Source organism: Zhenhengia sp. (assembly GCF_046966505.1).
Lineage (GTDB): Bacteria > Bacillota > Clostridia > Lachnospirales > Cellulosilyticaceae > Zhenhengia > Zhenhengia yiwuensis.
This window is the reverse complement of record NZ_JBKVCH010000010.1, coordinates 57,521-74,017: the sequence shown is the minus strand read 5'-3', so window position 1 is coordinate 74,017 and position 16,497 is coordinate 57,521. Positions and strand designations below refer to the sequence as shown.

At 32.0% G+C, this 16,497-nt stretch carries 10 protein-coding genes; 1 reads left to right on the top strand and 9 read right to left on the bottom strand.

Going from position 1 to position 16,497, the window contains the following annotated elements:
* Positions 1–21 precede the first annotated feature (21 nt).
* The 8 genes from ACLTBU_RS11845 to ACLTBU_RS11810 form a co-directional block, all read right to left on the bottom strand.
* Positions 22–1,614, bottom strand: coding sequence for a hypothetical protein (locus tag ACLTBU_RS11845; RefSeq protein ID WP_412219055.1), 1,593 nt, complete (start codon positions 1,612–1,614; stop codon positions 22–24).
* A gap of 118 nt (positions 1,615–1,732) precedes the next feature.
* A complete protein-coding gene (locus ACLTBU_RS11840) occupies positions 1,733–3,301 on the bottom strand; it encodes an extracellular solute-binding protein (protein ID WP_412219054.1) in 1,569 nt (522 codons plus the stop codon).
* 31 nt (positions 3,302–3,332) lie between these two features.
* Positions 3,333–4,241, bottom strand: coding sequence for a carbohydrate ABC transporter permease (locus tag ACLTBU_RS11835; RefSeq protein WP_249334528.1), 909 nt, complete (start codon positions 4,239–4,241; stop codon positions 3,333–3,335).
* An 11-nt stretch (positions 4,242–4,252) separates the two neighbouring features.
* On the bottom strand, positions 4,253–5,224 hold the full coding sequence (locus ACLTBU_RS11830; protein ID WP_249334530.1) for an ABC transporter permease: 972 nt from the start codon (positions 5,222–5,224) through the stop codon (positions 4,253–4,255).
* Positions 5,225–5,799: 575 nt separating this feature from the next.
* Positions 5,800–7,452 carry a hypothetical protein gene (locus ACLTBU_RS11825; protein ID WP_412219053.1) on the bottom strand — a complete coding sequence of 551 codons (1,653 nt, stop codon included), beginning with the start codon at positions 7,450–7,452 and terminating at the stop codon, positions 5,800–5,802.
* Between the two features lie 53 nt (positions 7,453–7,505).
* Positions 7,506–8,429: a carbohydrate ABC transporter permease gene (locus ACLTBU_RS11820; RefSeq protein WP_249334534.1), complete on the bottom strand. Its 924-nt coding sequence runs from the start codon at positions 8,427–8,429 to the stop codon at positions 7,506–7,508.
* A 17-nt stretch (positions 8,430–8,446) separates the two neighbouring features.
* Positions 8,447–9,403 (bottom strand): ABC transporter permease, encoded by a 957-nt coding sequence (locus ACLTBU_RS11815; RefSeq protein WP_412219052.1) that lies wholly within the window; start codon positions 9,401–9,403, stop codon positions 8,447–8,449.
* A 447-nt stretch (positions 9,404–9,850) separates the two neighbouring features.
* Positions 9,851–10,603, bottom strand: a complete 753-nt coding sequence (locus ACLTBU_RS11810) for an EAL domain-containing protein (RefSeq protein ID WP_412219051.1) — start codon at positions 10,601–10,603, stop codon at positions 9,851–9,853.
* A 504-nt stretch (positions 10,604–11,107) separates the two neighbouring features.
* Here ACLTBU_RS11810 and ACLTBU_RS11805 point away from each other — a divergent pair.
* Complete coding sequence (locus tag ACLTBU_RS11805; protein WP_412219049.1) at positions 11,108–12,028, top strand: LysR family transcriptional regulator; 921 nt, start codon at positions 11,108–11,110, stop codon at positions 12,026–12,028.
* A 46-nt stretch (positions 12,029–12,074) separates the two neighbouring features.
* Here ACLTBU_RS11805 and ACLTBU_RS11800 read toward each other — a convergent pair whose 3' ends face one another.
* Positions 12,075–16,496 carry a hypothetical protein gene (locus ACLTBU_RS11800; RefSeq protein ID WP_412219048.1) on the bottom strand — a complete coding sequence of 1,474 codons (4,422 nt, stop codon included), beginning with the start codon at positions 16,494–16,496 and terminating at the stop codon, positions 12,075–12,077.
* Position 16,497: the final 1 nt, after the last annotated feature.

Below are 16,497 nucleotides of genomic sequence, written 5' to 3'. Positions count from 1 at the left end.
ATTAAAGGTTAATCTTTTCAATTAACAACGTGTCGCACCAATGTACTCTTCTATTTGATCCCATGCTACGAAATTTTGTTGCTCTGTCTCACTTAATTCAAAAATAGATCTTGCCCGAATATAGGCATTAGGCATATAGTATATATCGGATTCTATTGTACCAATAGCTATCTTCAAGCGTTGTTTTTTTAGTAAACACTGCTTTAAATCTTGCTGCTCACTTATTCCTATCAATAAAGTAAAAATATTATTTTTTAAAATCTGTATTACATAAGCATAATTTATCTGTACTATATCTTTCATACATTTTTGAATGCGTGATAAAACTTCTAATTCTGAACCTATCTCTTTATCTTCTTTTACAAGTAATATACTGTGATAAGGTGCTGTTAATGTTATCCCTACATTCATACATTCTTGATAAAATACTTCCTTATCACCTATCGTTCCATTAATAAGTTGATTAAGTAAAAAGTTTTGTTTAATTGGAATATTTTTTTCAAACTCATATTCTAATCTTTCATTTTGCTTACTTAAATACCCAATAGTTTCTTTTATTAAATCTATTTCATCTTTATAATCTTTCTGATTAATCTTTATGCGATAAGGTTTCGTTAAATATTTAAGCTGCTGAATAGGTCTATAATTATTTCTAGCTATCCAAATTACAAAACCCATTCCCACAACTAATATAATTCCAATAATACTAAACATGGTTATTTTAAGTATGCTTAAACTTTTTAGTATCTCATCGTTTGATGTAACAGACATATAGGCAATATTAAATTCTGGCATATAACTTATAAATAAACTTTTTCCTTGAATAGATTTGATAATATATGTCTTATCCTCTATTAAATTATCGCTCTTTAATAACTGCTTAATATCATTTTTTATTTCTTCCGTTTCCATATCCAGTTGAAACTGTTTATTAATTTCTTGATAGCAGCTCTCTAATTCTTGTTTTGTAACTAAGTAGTCCTTACGTTTTATGTCTTTAGACTCTGCACCTAATATGGCATTTAAATGAGTATTCTTCATTTTAAAAATAACATTACCAACTAATTCACCACGATAAAAATAAGGAAATGTATAAAGTGTATAATCTTCACCTTGATCTGTAATATCTCGAATTAAGGTAGGCTGTTTAATGTTTTGCAGCATGATTTTATAAGCTTCACTCTTTAAATCATTGGGACTATACTTATTATAAAAATCTGTTGTTTTAATACTACTTGTACTGCTATACGAATATTCTGCCTCATGAAAAATCACAAAAATATCTTCGTAAATATCATTGATAATATTATATTTTTCTAATGCCTGAATTAATTCCATAGCAGATGTAATGTCTAAATTGAGCTCAAATGGTTTATATGTATATGTAACTTGCATTGTAATACTTCTACATGTATCCAATACTCTCTCCAAATTATAAGTAGCAGCTTTAAGCGTTGTTATATCTTTTTTTAAAACTTCTCTCTCTAGTGCCTTAAACCCCATATACCTAAAACTAAATACTAAGATTATAACAGGCACAATTAATATGGACATATACGAGATAATATATCGATATAGTACTACTCTATCTTTATATTTAGGCCGCTCCCCCACATGATCTCCCTCCTAAATTTATAATATAAATTTAATTATATCATAATATTCTTTATTTTTAATTTTATATTTTTAAAAGGCATAAGTCTTATCCAGACCTATGCCTTTTCTACACTTCTTATTTATATCTTTCATAGCCCTCTTGATAAATTTGTACATATCGTTCAACATTCATTTCTTTAAGTCGTGATTTGTAATCTTCCCAATCTTTTTCTATATCACTTGTACCTGTAATCCATTTTGCTTTCATTTCTTCAACATAATTATTAAGATCTGTTGATATAGTTGATAATTCATTAAGTTCCTCATCTGTAAATCTTATAACTGGCATAACTTCTTTATTAGCATATGGATCATATAAATTATATCTTTCAATCTTCTTTTTCTTATCTACTGCAAAGTCTATTTTTTCATACATTTCACTAGTCATAATCCCTGGTGCATTAGCTGCAGGTACAGTCTTAAAACGATATTCATCAATAGACATTCCCTCTGGAGCTTCTACTATCTTATACATTTCGCCTTCTTTTTGTAGACTTTTACCTACTTCACCCCAATGTACTTGTATAGAAATATCTTCTTCATAAAATTTATCTATCCATTTCATAGTAGCTATTGGATCAGGATTTACATTTGTAATAGCAAATTTATCTAAAGCCATGCCGAATTTATATCTATTCCATTTTTGATCTCCATTAGGCCCTATTAAAGGTTCCATAGCTACATAATCATTATAGGCACGCTCTACTCCTGCAAAATTCTCATCTGCATAAATAATAAATGCACCTACAATCATTTCTTCACTCTTACCTTTAGAAATATATTGACTTTGGTCTTGAGTAAAAATTTCCTGATCTATTAATCCTTCTTTATAAAGCTTTTCAAACCACTTGATTGCTTCTTTATACCCATCTTCCATAGCAGAGAATTTAACCTGACCATTCTCTAAAATAATATGCCCTGGTACATCCAATGTTCCAAATGCTCCTGAAAGTGAATAATCCCCTGTATAAACCTGATTTGCACGATATGTGAAAGGAATTTCATCATTTTTTCCATTTCCATTTGGATCTTGAGTCTTAAATGCCTTTAACACTTCATAAAATTCATCTGTTGTTTTAGGTACATCCAAGCCTAATTGATCTAACCAAGTTTTATTAATAAATAAATTATCTGGTATATTTTCTGGTAAAAATTCATCATAAAATGGTAAAGTGTAAATTTTACCATCAGGAGATGTTAAAGCCTTCTTTAACTCTGGATATTTTTCTAACATTGCACTTACATTAGGCGCATACTGAATTAAATCATCTAATGGTAAGAGCATCCCCGCTTTACCATATTTATTAATATCTGAATCCGACAATCCCCCTCCAATAAATAAATCCGGCAAATCATTTGATGCTAACATTAAATTCTTTTTCTCATTCCATACATTACCTGGAATACATTCATATTCTACATTAACACCAGTCTCACTAGAAATGCGCTTTAAAATATCCATCTGATTAAAGTCCCCACTTAAAGCACCTACCGCAGCTACCGCCTGTAATGTCAGTGGTCCTTCTTGTTTTATGGATTCTTTTCCTTGATCCCCTACTGAACTACAACCTACTCCGCTACCTGCTATTATTACTGTAGCCATACCTAAATAAAATACTTGTTTTAAAAAACGTTGCTTCCTCATTTTAAATTCCCCCTTATATATTTGACTTTTATCAACCTTTGACTGAACCAATCATCATACCTTTTACAAAATACTTTTGTATAAATGGATATACACATAAAATTGGTAATGTAGATACAATAATAACCCCATACTTAAGCATATCTGCTATTCTTTGCTGCTCCATTACACTTGCTGCACTACCTCCCATACTCATAGATGCTTCTTGTTGAATAAGAATTTCTCTTAATATAACTTGTAAAGGATAAAGCTGACGATCCCTTAAATAAATCAAGGCATTAAAGTATGAATTCCAATGTCCTACAGCATACATAAGCACTATAACACCTAGTATAGGCTTAGCAAGCGGCAGTACCACACTAAAGAAAAACTTAAAGTAACTACATCCATCCATTTGCCCTGCTTCAAATAATTCTTCAGGTATATTACTTACAAAGTAACTCCGACTAATAATCAAATTATAAACACTTATAGCGCCCGGTATTATTAGCGCCCACATCGTGTTATTTAAATGTAATCCACTAACCAACAAATAAGTTGGAATTAATCCACCACCAAAAAACATGGTAAAGGTAATCATTCCCATTAATAGATTTCGACCTACTAATTCCTTACGTGATAACGCATACGCAGCTGGAATTGTTAAACATACATTCAGTAAAGTTCCTGTAACTGTATATTTAATCGTATTTGCATAACCTTGCCATATATCTGTATTTTTTAGTACTTCTTTATATCCATCTATATTAAGTCCTACTGGAAGTAACCACACTTCTCCTCTAGCAACTGCATCTGGTTCGCTAACAGATGCTACTACAATAAAAATTAAAGGATATAACACAACAAGTAAAATAACTGATAAAATAATATAATTCATTATGTCGAATAATTTATCCCCTTTGCTCTGCCTTCTGAAATCTGAACTTATTAAAGCTCTCATCATTTCACCCCCTACCATAGTCCTATATCACTAATTTTTTTCGATACTTTATTAACTATTATTAATAATGTACAGTTAATAACTGAATTAAATAAGCCTACCGCTGTAGAAAAACCATACTGCGCATTCAAGAGACCCATTTTATAGACATAGGTAGCTATAATTTCAGAACTACTGATATTCTGGGAATTCTGCATTAAATAAGCTTTTTCAAAACCTAAACTCATAACACTTCCAAAGTTCATCACTAAAATAATCATAACTGTCGGTAAAATAGCTGGTAAATCTACATGTAAAATACGTTTAATTTTACTTGCTCCATCCATAATAGCTGCTTCATGTAATTCAGGGCTTACTCCAGATAATGCTGCTAAGTAAATAATGGCATTCCATCCCATATTTTGCCATACACCCGATAATACATAAATATGCCTAAAGTATTCTTCTTTTCCTAAAAATAAAATAGGTTCCTGTCCAAATAGTTGTATAATTTGATTTACTACACCACCTCTAGGTGATAAGAAAATATTAAGCATACCTACTAATACAACAATAGATATAAAGTGTGGGGCATAAGTTACTGTCTGAACTAATTTTTTAAATTTACTACCTCTTAGCTGATTTAATAAAATAGCTAAGATAATAGGAATTGGAAAGCCTGCTATAAGTTGATATAAGCTTAAAATTAACGTATTTTCTAAAAGCTGTTTAAACTGATAAGATTTAAAAAAACGTACAAAGTTATCAAAACCAATCCATTCACTTCCCATAATTCCAGCAACAGGATTATAGTCCTTGAAAGCAAGTTGAACACCATACATAGGTCCATAGCAAAAGATAATGAAATAAATGACTGCTGGTAATATAAAAACATAGAGTTGCCATGTTTTAAGTAGCCTTTTGACTATACTTTCTTTTTGATGTATAACTACTTCGCCATTTATTCCTTCAATTGTTAAAGACTCTTTTACTTCCCCCTTCATTTTTAACCTCCTCTTAAAAATTTAATTAGCATGCTATCTTTGTTACTTATTAACAATTCTATATTAAAGTAAATCCATTTTTAATATACATTTTTTTATTTTAACCTTCTAGCTATGTAAAATATTAAAAAATATACTATTTTATAAAAAATTGAATACTTTTCATAGTATTATTTCATAATTTCCTTTCATCTTCTTAAAGTCTGCAATAATCCTAGTTTTTTTTAATGATGAACTAATATGGCCTATCCTTATTCATCCTAACAAAGCAGAAGTTTTATCCTAAGCAATTTAATTTTAATGAAATAACCCAATATGAATTAAATATAATAGTGGCTAAAATCAATAATAGAACTCCTAAATATTTAGGATATAGAATACCTAATGAGATTTTTTTAAGAGCACTTAATAAATGGTGCACTTAACTTGACAAACTATTAAATAAAAAAGAGACCCTGTGAAGGCTTTATATGTGCATTCTAAAGCCCCAGAGTCTCTTTTTTATTCAATTATTTACTTAGTACTATATCAAGAAATCTACTAATAAACATCAGTCCTTTTCAAGACTTATCCTATTATTTTGTTGAATACTCTGCAATAATATCCTCAAGTGGCTCAAGCTTATCAAGCTCCGCCATCATCTCATTGTAACCTAAACGATCAAGTTCAGCCAGATAAGCATCCCAGGTAGCATCAACATCTTTTTTGCCAAGTATACATTCTGTGCGATATGTAGAGATATAGGCACTGATTTCACCTGAATACTCAGCATTTAACTCTGCATAATTTGTTTCTCTTCTGATGTCTTCTTTGTAGTTTGGATGCTGGAATTTCATCCATGACCCATTAGCTTCTTTTGCCCAATATTTTAGTCCAGCTTCAAACATTGGCTCATAAGAAGTCCATTTTGTCACTTCTGCATCTTGACCGAATTGTGAGAAAGACCAAGTTCCTTTTTCACCAGAAGGAAGTTGATTAATTTTCACAGGCATATCTCCTTCCCATTTCCAGTCAACTCCCTCTTCACCAAAGAAGTGAGATGCTCTTGTTTCACCAAATAAGCAGTAATCTACAAATTGTAAAATCTTAGCTAACTTCTCATCATCTACATTAGCATTAACATAGAAATTCCCATATCCTGGAGAAGATGCTACACTTGCTTGAACTTCTCCACCTTCTGGCTTAATTCCTGGAGTCATTAAGATTTTAACATCAGGATTATTTCTAATTAAACTTAGTGGAGGACGCTCAACAGCCCATGAGTTAAGAGAGTTTGTTGATGTAATCCAGTACCCTGCCTCGTTTTTATTGACACGTTCCCAAGAAATGTTACGGTTTTCAGTAATAATTTCCGGATCCACTAAACCTTCTGCATACATCTGTGCAAAGAATTTAAGGTATTCTTTATAACCTGGTGTTGCATACCATTGTACTGCCTTACCATCAACATTGTTAACGCCACCTCTAAACCCAAAAGCTGAGAAGAATGGCCCTTGTGTTAAACTAGGTGCATTAACCCCTACTGTATCTGCCTTACCATTTCCATCTGGGTCGTTATGTACAAACTTCTCCATAATTTCTTTGAACTTATCTACTGTAATACCATCATCTGCAACATAAATATTGTCACTAATCTGTTCAACATTTACGCCTAAATCTATGCCCAAATCTAAAATCCAATCGTAACGATAATAATCATTAGGTAGATAGTAGTCAACAAACTGTAATGTAATACCTGTTAAATAATCAAATTGAGTATTGTCTTCTGCATTTAATGTTGCTGCATAAAGTACTGGATTTTCTTCATAAATTTTAATGAAGTTCGGTGCATACTTTTTAACCATTTCTACAGGAATGGTACGGGTCAATTCTTGATCTTGCATATACTCTGGACTTTTACCAAACCAGCCACAATCTGGCATATCGCCAGAAGCAAGTGCAAGGTTAATTGCTTCATCATTTCCTAGCTTAGGCACTTCAATATTTATATTTAATGCATCTGAAATAACTTGTTCTACATAGCACCCTGGTTCATATTCATCACACCACATACCATAGTATGAAATGTCATATCTTTTATTAGGGTCTGGTTCCACATCACTTCCTGACGAGGAAGTTTGCCCTGCGCTTTTACTATCTCCTCCACTTTCTGGTGCCTTGCTACAACCAACTGTACTTATCATCATCATACCTACTAACAATCCTGCTACTAAACGAGATGCTTTCATACCTTTTCTTCGCCCCCTATTGATTTATACTAAACGTATTTTATAAAAATCGCTTATCCTTTTACGCCTCCAAGCATAATCCCTTTAACAAAATACTTTTGTAAGAAAGGATAAACCATTATTATCGGTAATATAACTAAAATTGTTGTTGCTGCCTTAACTGTATCTGGATTCATATTTGTAGCATCTACCATGGCCTGAACCTCATAAGGTGTATCGGGTGTTCTTTGTAAAGTCTCCATCATACGTCTTAAGAGATACTGTAAGGTTAAGAGATTATCATTTTTACGACAATAAATCATATTATCAAACCAAGAGTTCCACTGCCCAACCATTTGCCATAAAGCAACTGTTGCCAAAACTGGCTTTGATAAAGGCATAATAATTCGGGCAAAAATTTGAAACTGACTTGCCCCATCAATACTTGCTGCTTCTTCCATAGCACTATCAATAGAAAAGAAATAGTTTCTAATGATAATAGTGTTAAAAATACTAAATCCACTTGGAAGAATGTATACTAAAAAGTTATCTAAAAGGCCTAAATTTTTGATATTAAGATATGATGGAATCATACCACCAGAAAAAAACATAGGAATTAAAAAGATTGTTGTGATTAATTTACGAAATGGCATATCTGTTCGAGTAAGTGTATAAGCTGTTAAACAACATATTATTACATGAAGTGCTGTTCCTGTAACAGCTCTACTTACAGAAACAAAAAAAGCTTTTATAAATTCACTGTCTTGAAAACAGAATTTATAAGCATCTAATGTCCATACTTTAGGTAGCCAATTGACGCTCATATATGAAATATCTGTTGGTCTTGAGAAAGAACGAACAATCATATCCCAAAATGGAATTAAAATTGTAATACAAAATAGGATCATAAAGAGTATATTGCAAAAATCAAATATAGTTCCACTTATTGATTTTTTAATATGTAGCATTTGCCCTTGTTGGCCTTCTTTTTTTAACATCTTTTATCTCTCCCTTACTATATAATACGGTAATCAGGATTAGCTTTTCTTGCTAACCAATTACTAAATAAGATCAAAATAACTCCAACAACATTTTGGAATAATCCTATAGCAGTTGTTAAATCATATTGAGCCTCTACCATACCTTTACGATAAACATATGTAGCAATAACATCTGCCGTTGGATAAGTCGCTGGATTGTATAGGTTAAAGATAGGGTCAAAACCAACACTCATAAGTGAACTAATATTTAAAATAAGTAAAGTACAAATAGTAGGCGCTAATGCTGGTAAAGTAACATATAGAACCCTCTGAAAACGATTGGCACCGTCTATAATCGCTGCTTCATACAGCCCCTGATCTATACCAGCAATAGCCGCTAAATAAATAACAATACTATATCCTGTTGATTTCCAAAGATTTGTAATCAAGAAAATAGGTGTAAACATATCTTGTTCAACCATAAAATAAATAGACTTATCAATAACACCTAATGATACTAAAATTGAATTTATAAGACCATTTGATGGAGATAATAATTGATACACAAATCCACCAACTACAACCCAAGATAAAAAATGTGGGAGATAAGTAATTGTTTGAACAACTCGTTTAAATTTCATATTCATAAGTTCATTAACAAGCAATGCAAATATAATTGTTACAGGAAATGAAGTAACTAAGGAAAGTACACTTAATTTTATTGTATTGAATAAAACCCTATAAAAATTGGGGTCTGAAAAAATCTTTTGAAAATGTGCAAGTCCAACCCACTCACTTCCTAAAATACCTCTAGCCATTTTAAAATCCTTAAATGCTATAATAATGCCATACATAGGAACATAGCTAAATAAAACCACTATAATAAGTGCAGGAATTAAAAATAAGTAAAATGGATAATACTTTTTCATTTGACTTATAAGTGTTTTATTATTTTTTGCATTAATCTCTTTCGTTATTTCTATTTCTTTCATTATTTTACGTCCTTTCTACTCATAATAGATGATACGTTTGCTTTATTCTCTTTTATTATCCTTTCTATAAAATGTGCACTACTTGTACTTTTTAAAATATTCATAAATATATTATCAATAAATTATAAACAATTTTCAATAATTAAATTAAATAAAAAAAAATTATTTTCATGTGCACTATTACTAAATTTAATTCTATTTTTATTCAGTATTTAGTTGTTTATTTTCCAAAGAATAGTCTTTATAGACTTATAATAATTAATATTTTATTCAATTATTTTGATTTTCTTTGCTATTTATATATCTCAAACTTAATTTGGTGAAATTTTTTTTTATTTTTAAAGTAATATTAATAAAAATAGCCTCCAAGAGATTCCTCTCTTGAAGGCTATTTTGTATATCGTCCTTATTTAAGGTTTATTTTATTCATTACAAGTCTTTTATCTCTTATGAAATAAGCTGTTTAAAATCTTCCAAGCTCATTGCTTCATTAAATAAAAATCCTTGTGCAAATTTACATTTAGTAGATTTGATAAATTCTAATTGTTGCTTAGTTTCTATTCCCTCTATAACTACTTCCTTTTTAATAATTTCAACTAAATCAATGATTGTTTTTAAAATAGCTTGTGCTTTTTCGCTTTTTTCTATATCTATTAAAAAATCTCTATCTATCTTTATCACATCTATAGGTAACTCTTTTAAACTTGCAAGTGAAGAATAACCTTTCCCAAAGTCATCCATCAAAATTTTAAAGCCTTCTTCTCTTAATTTATTTATGGCTTCAGTATTCATACACATGAAAGTTTCTGTTAGTTCTAATTCTATTAATTCTATAGGTACTTCATGTCTATGTAATAGGTCCTTTAAGTGCATAGTATTCTTTATATCTTTTAAAGTCATTTGTGAAAGGTTAACTGATATAGGAATTCTTTTTAGCCCTTGCTTTTCCCAAGAAGTAAGACTTTTACACACTTCCTCAAATATAAATAAATCTAACTTCTCTATTAATCCTAGTTTTTCTAATACTTGTATGCATAAGCCTGAACTTAACATTCCTTTTTTCCTATGAAACCATCTTACTAATGCCTCTCCTCCTATTACTTCTTTTGTATATATATTATATCTAGGCTGAATATAAACTTTAAACTCATTATTCTCAAATGCTTTAATGATATCTTCTCTTGTTACATAATTTTGCATAGACCCTCCCATTTTTTATTAACTCATTTTTTGTACTCGTACATATTTTTTAAGTGTTTTCTATCCTTTATTCCCATCTTTAAATCTACAAGATGCCCTTATACCTAGTTTTTCACAAATAAAATAGCAAATTAGCCTTATTACTAATTTGCTATTTTACTCTGTGCTTATCTATTCATATTCTATAACTCTACTTAATTAACTTAATAAGTGTCTCTATCCTAAAAATTTTAGAAAACATAAAGGTTAAAATCAACATAGCTTTAATTCATATATCTTTACTTTTTTATATTATATTTCTATATTATATCTTTATATCTTCTTAAGGTAGTAATATATTTTTCCTATCGAGTATCCATAACTTTTTTATATATATTGTCTATAGTACTTTATCTTGACAGGTTCATTTAAATACTATTATACTTATTACTCTTAATATTCTTCTATAAACCTACTACCACTTTTATATAAAACATAGCCTATTAAGCATATGGAGGAAAGTTCATGCAACTAAATCATCTGAAATATATTTTAAAGGTGGCAGAATTAGGTTCTATTACTAAAGCTGCTCATGAGCTTTATATTAGTCAACCTAGCTTAACTAAAACTATTTCAAATCTAGAAAAACAATATAACATTAAAATATTCGAACGCACTGCTACAGGTGTTTCTGTAACATCAGAAGGTAAACATTTTTTGTATTATGCCAAAAATGTTGTTCATAGTGCAAACTCATTAGAAAGAAGCTTTCAAGATTCTTTTTACATTAATCAAATTCAACTATTCGTTGCTACCCAAACATTAGATTTTATTCCCGAGGTTGTTCTAAATACATATAAAAAATATAGTAATCATAATCTAAAATTTGAAGTCTATGAAAGTCATCGTTCTAATGTAATAAAGGCTATTCAAAAAAGGGATTGTAATATAGGATTAATTGTACAAACCAATAAAGAAACGAAAGCTTTTGATTGGCAACTAACCTCTACAAATCTCGAAACAGAATACCTGGCTTCAGATACTGTCTATATTTTATTAGGTCCAAAATCAAGTTTATATCATGCAGCCTCTATAACTTTTCAAGATTTAGAAAGACTCTCACATATTTGTTTAAGTATAGATGAGCTCACAAGATCTGAGTGGCAAACGCATAAGCAACACTTATATATTAACCTTAATCATGTTATATACTGTAACTCTATTCATCTATGTATAGAGCTTTTAGAAAATACAGATGCGGTATTATATGCTTCGAAATGGATTTTAAAATACTTTAAAAATACAAACATTAAAGCCCTTCCAATCAGCAACAATGATATTTATGAATCGAACCTTATTTGTATCAAACGAAAAAACGAACCTCTTACCCCTATTGAACTGCACTTCATCGATGAAGTAAAAAACAGCATTAATCCTTCTCTCTAAAGAATTAATGCTGTTTTTTACTTTGCTATCTATCTAATCTTAAAAACTAAAACAAACTAACTTGATTCGTCTCACCCAATACGCTAAGAGCTACTGGGTCGTTATCCATAAAGTAGGCTTTCTTAATTTCCTGTTCTTTTGTAAAAATAGCTGTTTGTAAGTCTGCTGTAGATCTTAGTTTGCAGCTATAGACGATAGGGAAGTATTTTCTAATGAAGTCCCCTTCCGTATGTGCCGTTAAGGCAATGATTTGGAATCCAAGTTGTTTGGCAATAAAGAAGACAGGTTCTAAAACGTGTCCACTTGAAGCTTTACCAAATGGGTTATCTAGAATGACCACTCGGCTTACTTTATTGTTATCACTATGAATGTTTTGTTTCTTCTCTGCCAGGTAGTTTAAGATACCTAGGTAAAGCGCCATGTTTTTACTCCATTTCTCCCCACCAGACCATTTATTAGATGTTTCCCAGGAAAAGAGTTGGGTACTAATATCACTAATATTGCTTACTTTTCTACAACGTATACGAATACTTGTGCTACCCATAACCACTTTTAGAAGCTGTTTGAGTTTAAACTGCTCTTTAATATATTTCTTAACCTTTTGTAGTGCCTCCTCATTATCCTCATCTAAGAAGCTCTCATGGTCAATGTCATCTAGCATTTTGTAAATATGATTTCGAATCTTTTCTTTACCTTCATCTTCCTGCCATCCTGGAATATCAAATTCATAGATGGTTTTCCAGCCTTCTTCTGTCTTTACCCTTGTTTTCTTTGGAATCTCTTTAAGTTCTGCTACCACTGTTCTAAGGTAAGTATAAAGATGGGTAATGAACTGAGAAAGCTGCTTGTCTTGGTCAATCATATCTCTTTCTAAAATAGAAAGGGTATGATTAATACGTTCTACCATATGGTCTTGCCATTTAATAAGGTCTTCATAATTTTCTTTTTGAGTAATCCCCTGGATTGCCATATTTCTAAGCTTACTATCTCTGATCTCTCTTTGGCAGAAGTGTTTAAAACTTTCTCTTTGCACAGTAATATGCGTATGGCTAGAATCCATACTACTTTTGAGCGTTTCTAAAGTACGAATCATCTCTGTTGTAATACGTTTAAGCTGAGTCTTAACTTCTTCCTTTATCTTTTCATCTAATAATCCCACTTTGACTTCTGGTGCGCAGTAGCCATAAAGCTGGTCCTTCTTATCCATTTGCAGTTTGCTTTCTACAATAAGAGCAAGCTGTTTTTCTAAAGTTTGACTTTGGCCTTTGATATACTGCTCTTTGTCTTTTAACTGAGTTTGAAGCTTCTCTTCCTCTTCCCTTGCCTTACAGCAATCAGGTATAAAGGTACTGATTGGCTCATAAGCCTTCTCAAAGTTCTCTTTTTTACTATGATAATCTTGCTCCATCTTATCAAATTGAGTCTTAGCTCCTTTTACCTTTTGCTCTAAATCTTCTAAGTCTTTCTTAAGTCCATTAAGCTCTTTTGTAAGCTTATTAATTTCTTCTTCATACTCCACTCTAAAGTTTGGAATTTCTGTAAGCTTTTCTTCTAGTTCTGCTTCTTCTAAATGGAAGTTCTTCTCGTTATCTGCATAAGCCTTCTTACTTTGCTCTAAGAGATGCTCAATTTCACTACGTCCTTTTTGTTTACTGTTTAGGCTTTCTTTTAACTGGATTTGTTTATCTCGTAAGTAAGCCAAATCCCCATTGCTATAGTCTGCCTGATAGTTTTTCACTTCTTTATAAAGCTCATCATCCTCTATACGTGTTTGACTTCTTCTAAGGCCCTCTAACCTTTCCTTAATGTCGTCAAGAACTTCTTTAAGTTGTTCAAGAGATACACGAACTTTAGTAATAAGATTTTCTTGGTCTTTAATTTGACCTTGTAAGATATGAATAGCTTGTTCCTGAAGGTCATTATCTTGTTTAAGCTTTAAGTATTCGGCCGCCTTTTCTACAGCGCTTTGCAAGGTATTCCTTTCATGGCTTTCTTGCTGTAAGAGGGTTTGTATCCCTTTGCTTTCTTTCTTAATCTCCTCTATACGGTCTTTATCTTGCTGAATTGCTCTACTTAAAGTAGCTTCCTCGGCTTTAAGGTTAGTTTGCTGTTCTCTTAAGGCCACATATTTTTCATGAGGGTAAACACTTAGGAAGTTTCTGATTTTATCGAGTAACTGATCAAGCTCTCTTAATTTACTTTCTTTCTGTTTACGATAAGCAATTGCTTCATCCAGTGCCTTCATGGCTTCATTTTTATGAGCCTTAAAAGCTTCCGTTTGCATATCTTCCTGCCAAGCTTTTGGATAAATCATCTGATCTATCTCTACATGCTCTTCTAAAAGCCCTTTCGCCTCTGTTAAAGTGAGAACACCTACTGGTGTAGTTATTTTTTGCCTTTGTTCTTCTAGCTTAATACGAAGAGCTTCCTTTTGCCCATCTGCTACAATCATAATCTGTGTCCATCTTGGCTGATTTTGCATCCTTTCTTTAACTGCCTCATCTTCTAGACTTTGGATAAAATCTGTCCCAGATTGTAGGAAGGAGAACTGACTGTACCATTTTGCCACAAAGCTCTCAATGAGAGGTTCTGCTGTAAAATACTCATGATCCTCATAGTTTTCAAGGAAACGAGAATGTTGTCTTTCCATTAATAGTGCATCTTCTTTTTCCCTTGTGAACCTTTCAACCTGTTCTTCTAGTGTATCGAGCATTTGCTGTGGTTTGGCATAAATAGAAGTCACGCTATAGAAAATGGGTAGCATAACCTTAACATCTTGTAGCACTTTTTCTCCAGCTTCCTCTAACTGGCAAAGCTCGGCAGTAATACGGCTGATTTCTCCCATGAAGGCAGTTCTCTTACTATTTTTTTCTTCAATGGCTACATTCAGAGTGTCTTGCTCTTCCTCTAAAGTTTTTAACTCCTGTCTTAAAGTGAGTTCATGGACTTCAATTTCACTTATACGTGATTGCCAAAGTTTGAAATGTTCTTCTACATCTTCCCCTATCCCTTGGCTTAAAATAGTCTTTTTGATGGCCTCCATACGGCTCTTTTGACTCTCTATAATCCCTTCTAACTTGCTACACTTTTCTCTCAGTACTTTCATCTCTTCTTCTAAAGTGAGCTTTTCCTTAGTCGCTACTTCTCTGTCTTCCTCATAGCGTTCTTTTTCTATTAAGCCTCGTTCATATTCTTTCTTATAGCCAGCCAACTGATCTTCAAAGCACCCTTTAAGCTGGCAGCTATTTTCTTCTAAGGCTTCTTTTAATGCTTCTACTTCTTGGTCTTCATTTAATAAAGCCAGCTGTTCTTCGTAAACTCTTATTTTAGCCTGTGCCTCACCCATATTATGCTTAAACCATGAAAGCTTCAGCATATGGCGTCTTGTTTCCTTCTCCTCACGCTTATGACGCATAGCCTGATACAGATGATCTTCGGCTTCATAAGTTTTCTGACTCTGCTCGAAAATTTCTTTGGCTTCGGTTACTTCTATAAGTTTACTTTGCTTTTCAAGCAGCTCTTTCTCTTCTTTTAATTGATACTGCTCCTGTTCTAAGGCTTTAAGCTCTTTTTGTGCTTCCTGCTCCTTCATTTCAATCAGTTCCCAAAGTGCTTTAGCCTCTTCTTTTTTAGCCGTATAGTCTTCTATCTTTTTGGCATAAACACTATAGCTTTTTACATATTTAGCCATTTCTTCTTTAATCTTTTTACTCTCTTCAATACTTCTTGTAAGCTGTTTATGCTTTTTGAAGTGCTCTCTTTGGCTCTCAAAAGTACTTGTAAAGTCATCACTGCCACTACCTACTAAGCCTTGCTCTACAGTTGGCAAAAGAAGTTTTTCTACTAAATCTTGTGTGGTTTTGCAACCATCAAAGAAGGCCTCTACGCTACCTTCTCCACTATTAATAACAGCAATACTACGCCACTCTTCAGCAATAATTTTAAAATGCTCTTCGATGTAATCATGAAATAGTCTTGTTGTCTGGAAGGACTGAGCTGTCATATAATCTTTGCTCATTCTTTGGTAGTACTCATTCATCTCACCTTTACTTGAAGCACGTAGACCTCCTGAAAGTTCTGGCTGAGTAAAAGGTAAGTTTTCAATGCTATGTTTATCATCTACGCCGTATTCGTAAGCATATTTATAAGATTTTAACTCATTATTTTGTAAGTAAAGGGTAACAGCTGTTAAACCATAACGTCTTGGCTTATCTTGAATAATCCATTCAATAGCAATATGTGCCGCTTCTCCTTCTAACGAAAAAGTCTCTTTAACTTTACGTTCACCTAAATCCATATGAGGGAGTACAGCTTGAAGGGCAGCTTGAATGAAAACTGTTTTTCCTCCCCCATTCTCTAGTAGTATAGCTGTGTTATGTCCTGCACATTTAAAGAGTTCATCATTATAACGCTTACTACCATTTTCATAAATTACGTTAGTATATCTAATTTTTGATATCGATGCCATC

Excerpts from the sequence above, each read along its gene's own strand:
- ACLTBU_RS11840 (WP_412219054.1), bottom strand. The coding sequence starts at position 3,301 with ATGAGGAAGCAACGTTTTTTAAAACAAGTATTTTATTTAGGTATGGCT.
- ACLTBU_RS11835 (WP_249334528.1), bottom strand. The coding sequence starts at position 4,241 with ATGAGAGCTTTAATAAGTTCAGATTTCAGAAGGCAGAGCAAAGGGGAT.
- ACLTBU_RS11830 (WP_249334530.1), bottom strand. The coding sequence starts at position 5,224 with ATGAAGGGGGAAGTAAAAGAGTCTTTAACAATTGAAGGAATAAATGGC.
- ACLTBU_RS11825 (WP_412219053.1), bottom strand. The coding sequence starts at position 7,452 with ATGAAAGCATCTCGTTTAGTAGCAGGATTGTTAGTAGGTATGATGATG.
- ACLTBU_RS11820 (WP_249334534.1), bottom strand. The coding sequence starts at position 8,429 with ATGTTAAAAAAAGAAGGCCAACAAGGGCAAATGCTACATATTAAAAAA.
- ACLTBU_RS11815 (WP_412219052.1), bottom strand. The coding sequence starts at position 9,403 with ATGAAAGAAATAGAAATAACGAAAGAGATTAATGCAAAAAATAATAAA.
- ACLTBU_RS11810 (WP_412219051.1), bottom strand. The coding sequence starts at position 10,603 with ATGCAAAATTATGTAACAAGAGAAGATATCATTAAAGCATTTGAGAAT.
- ACLTBU_RS11805 (WP_412219049.1), top strand. The coding sequence starts at position 11,108 with ATGCAACTAAATCATCTGAAATATATTTTAAAGGTGGCAGAATTAGGT.
- ACLTBU_RS11800 (WP_412219048.1), bottom strand. The coding sequence starts at position 16,496 with ATGGCATCGATATCAAAAATTAGATATACTAACGTAATTTATGAAAAT.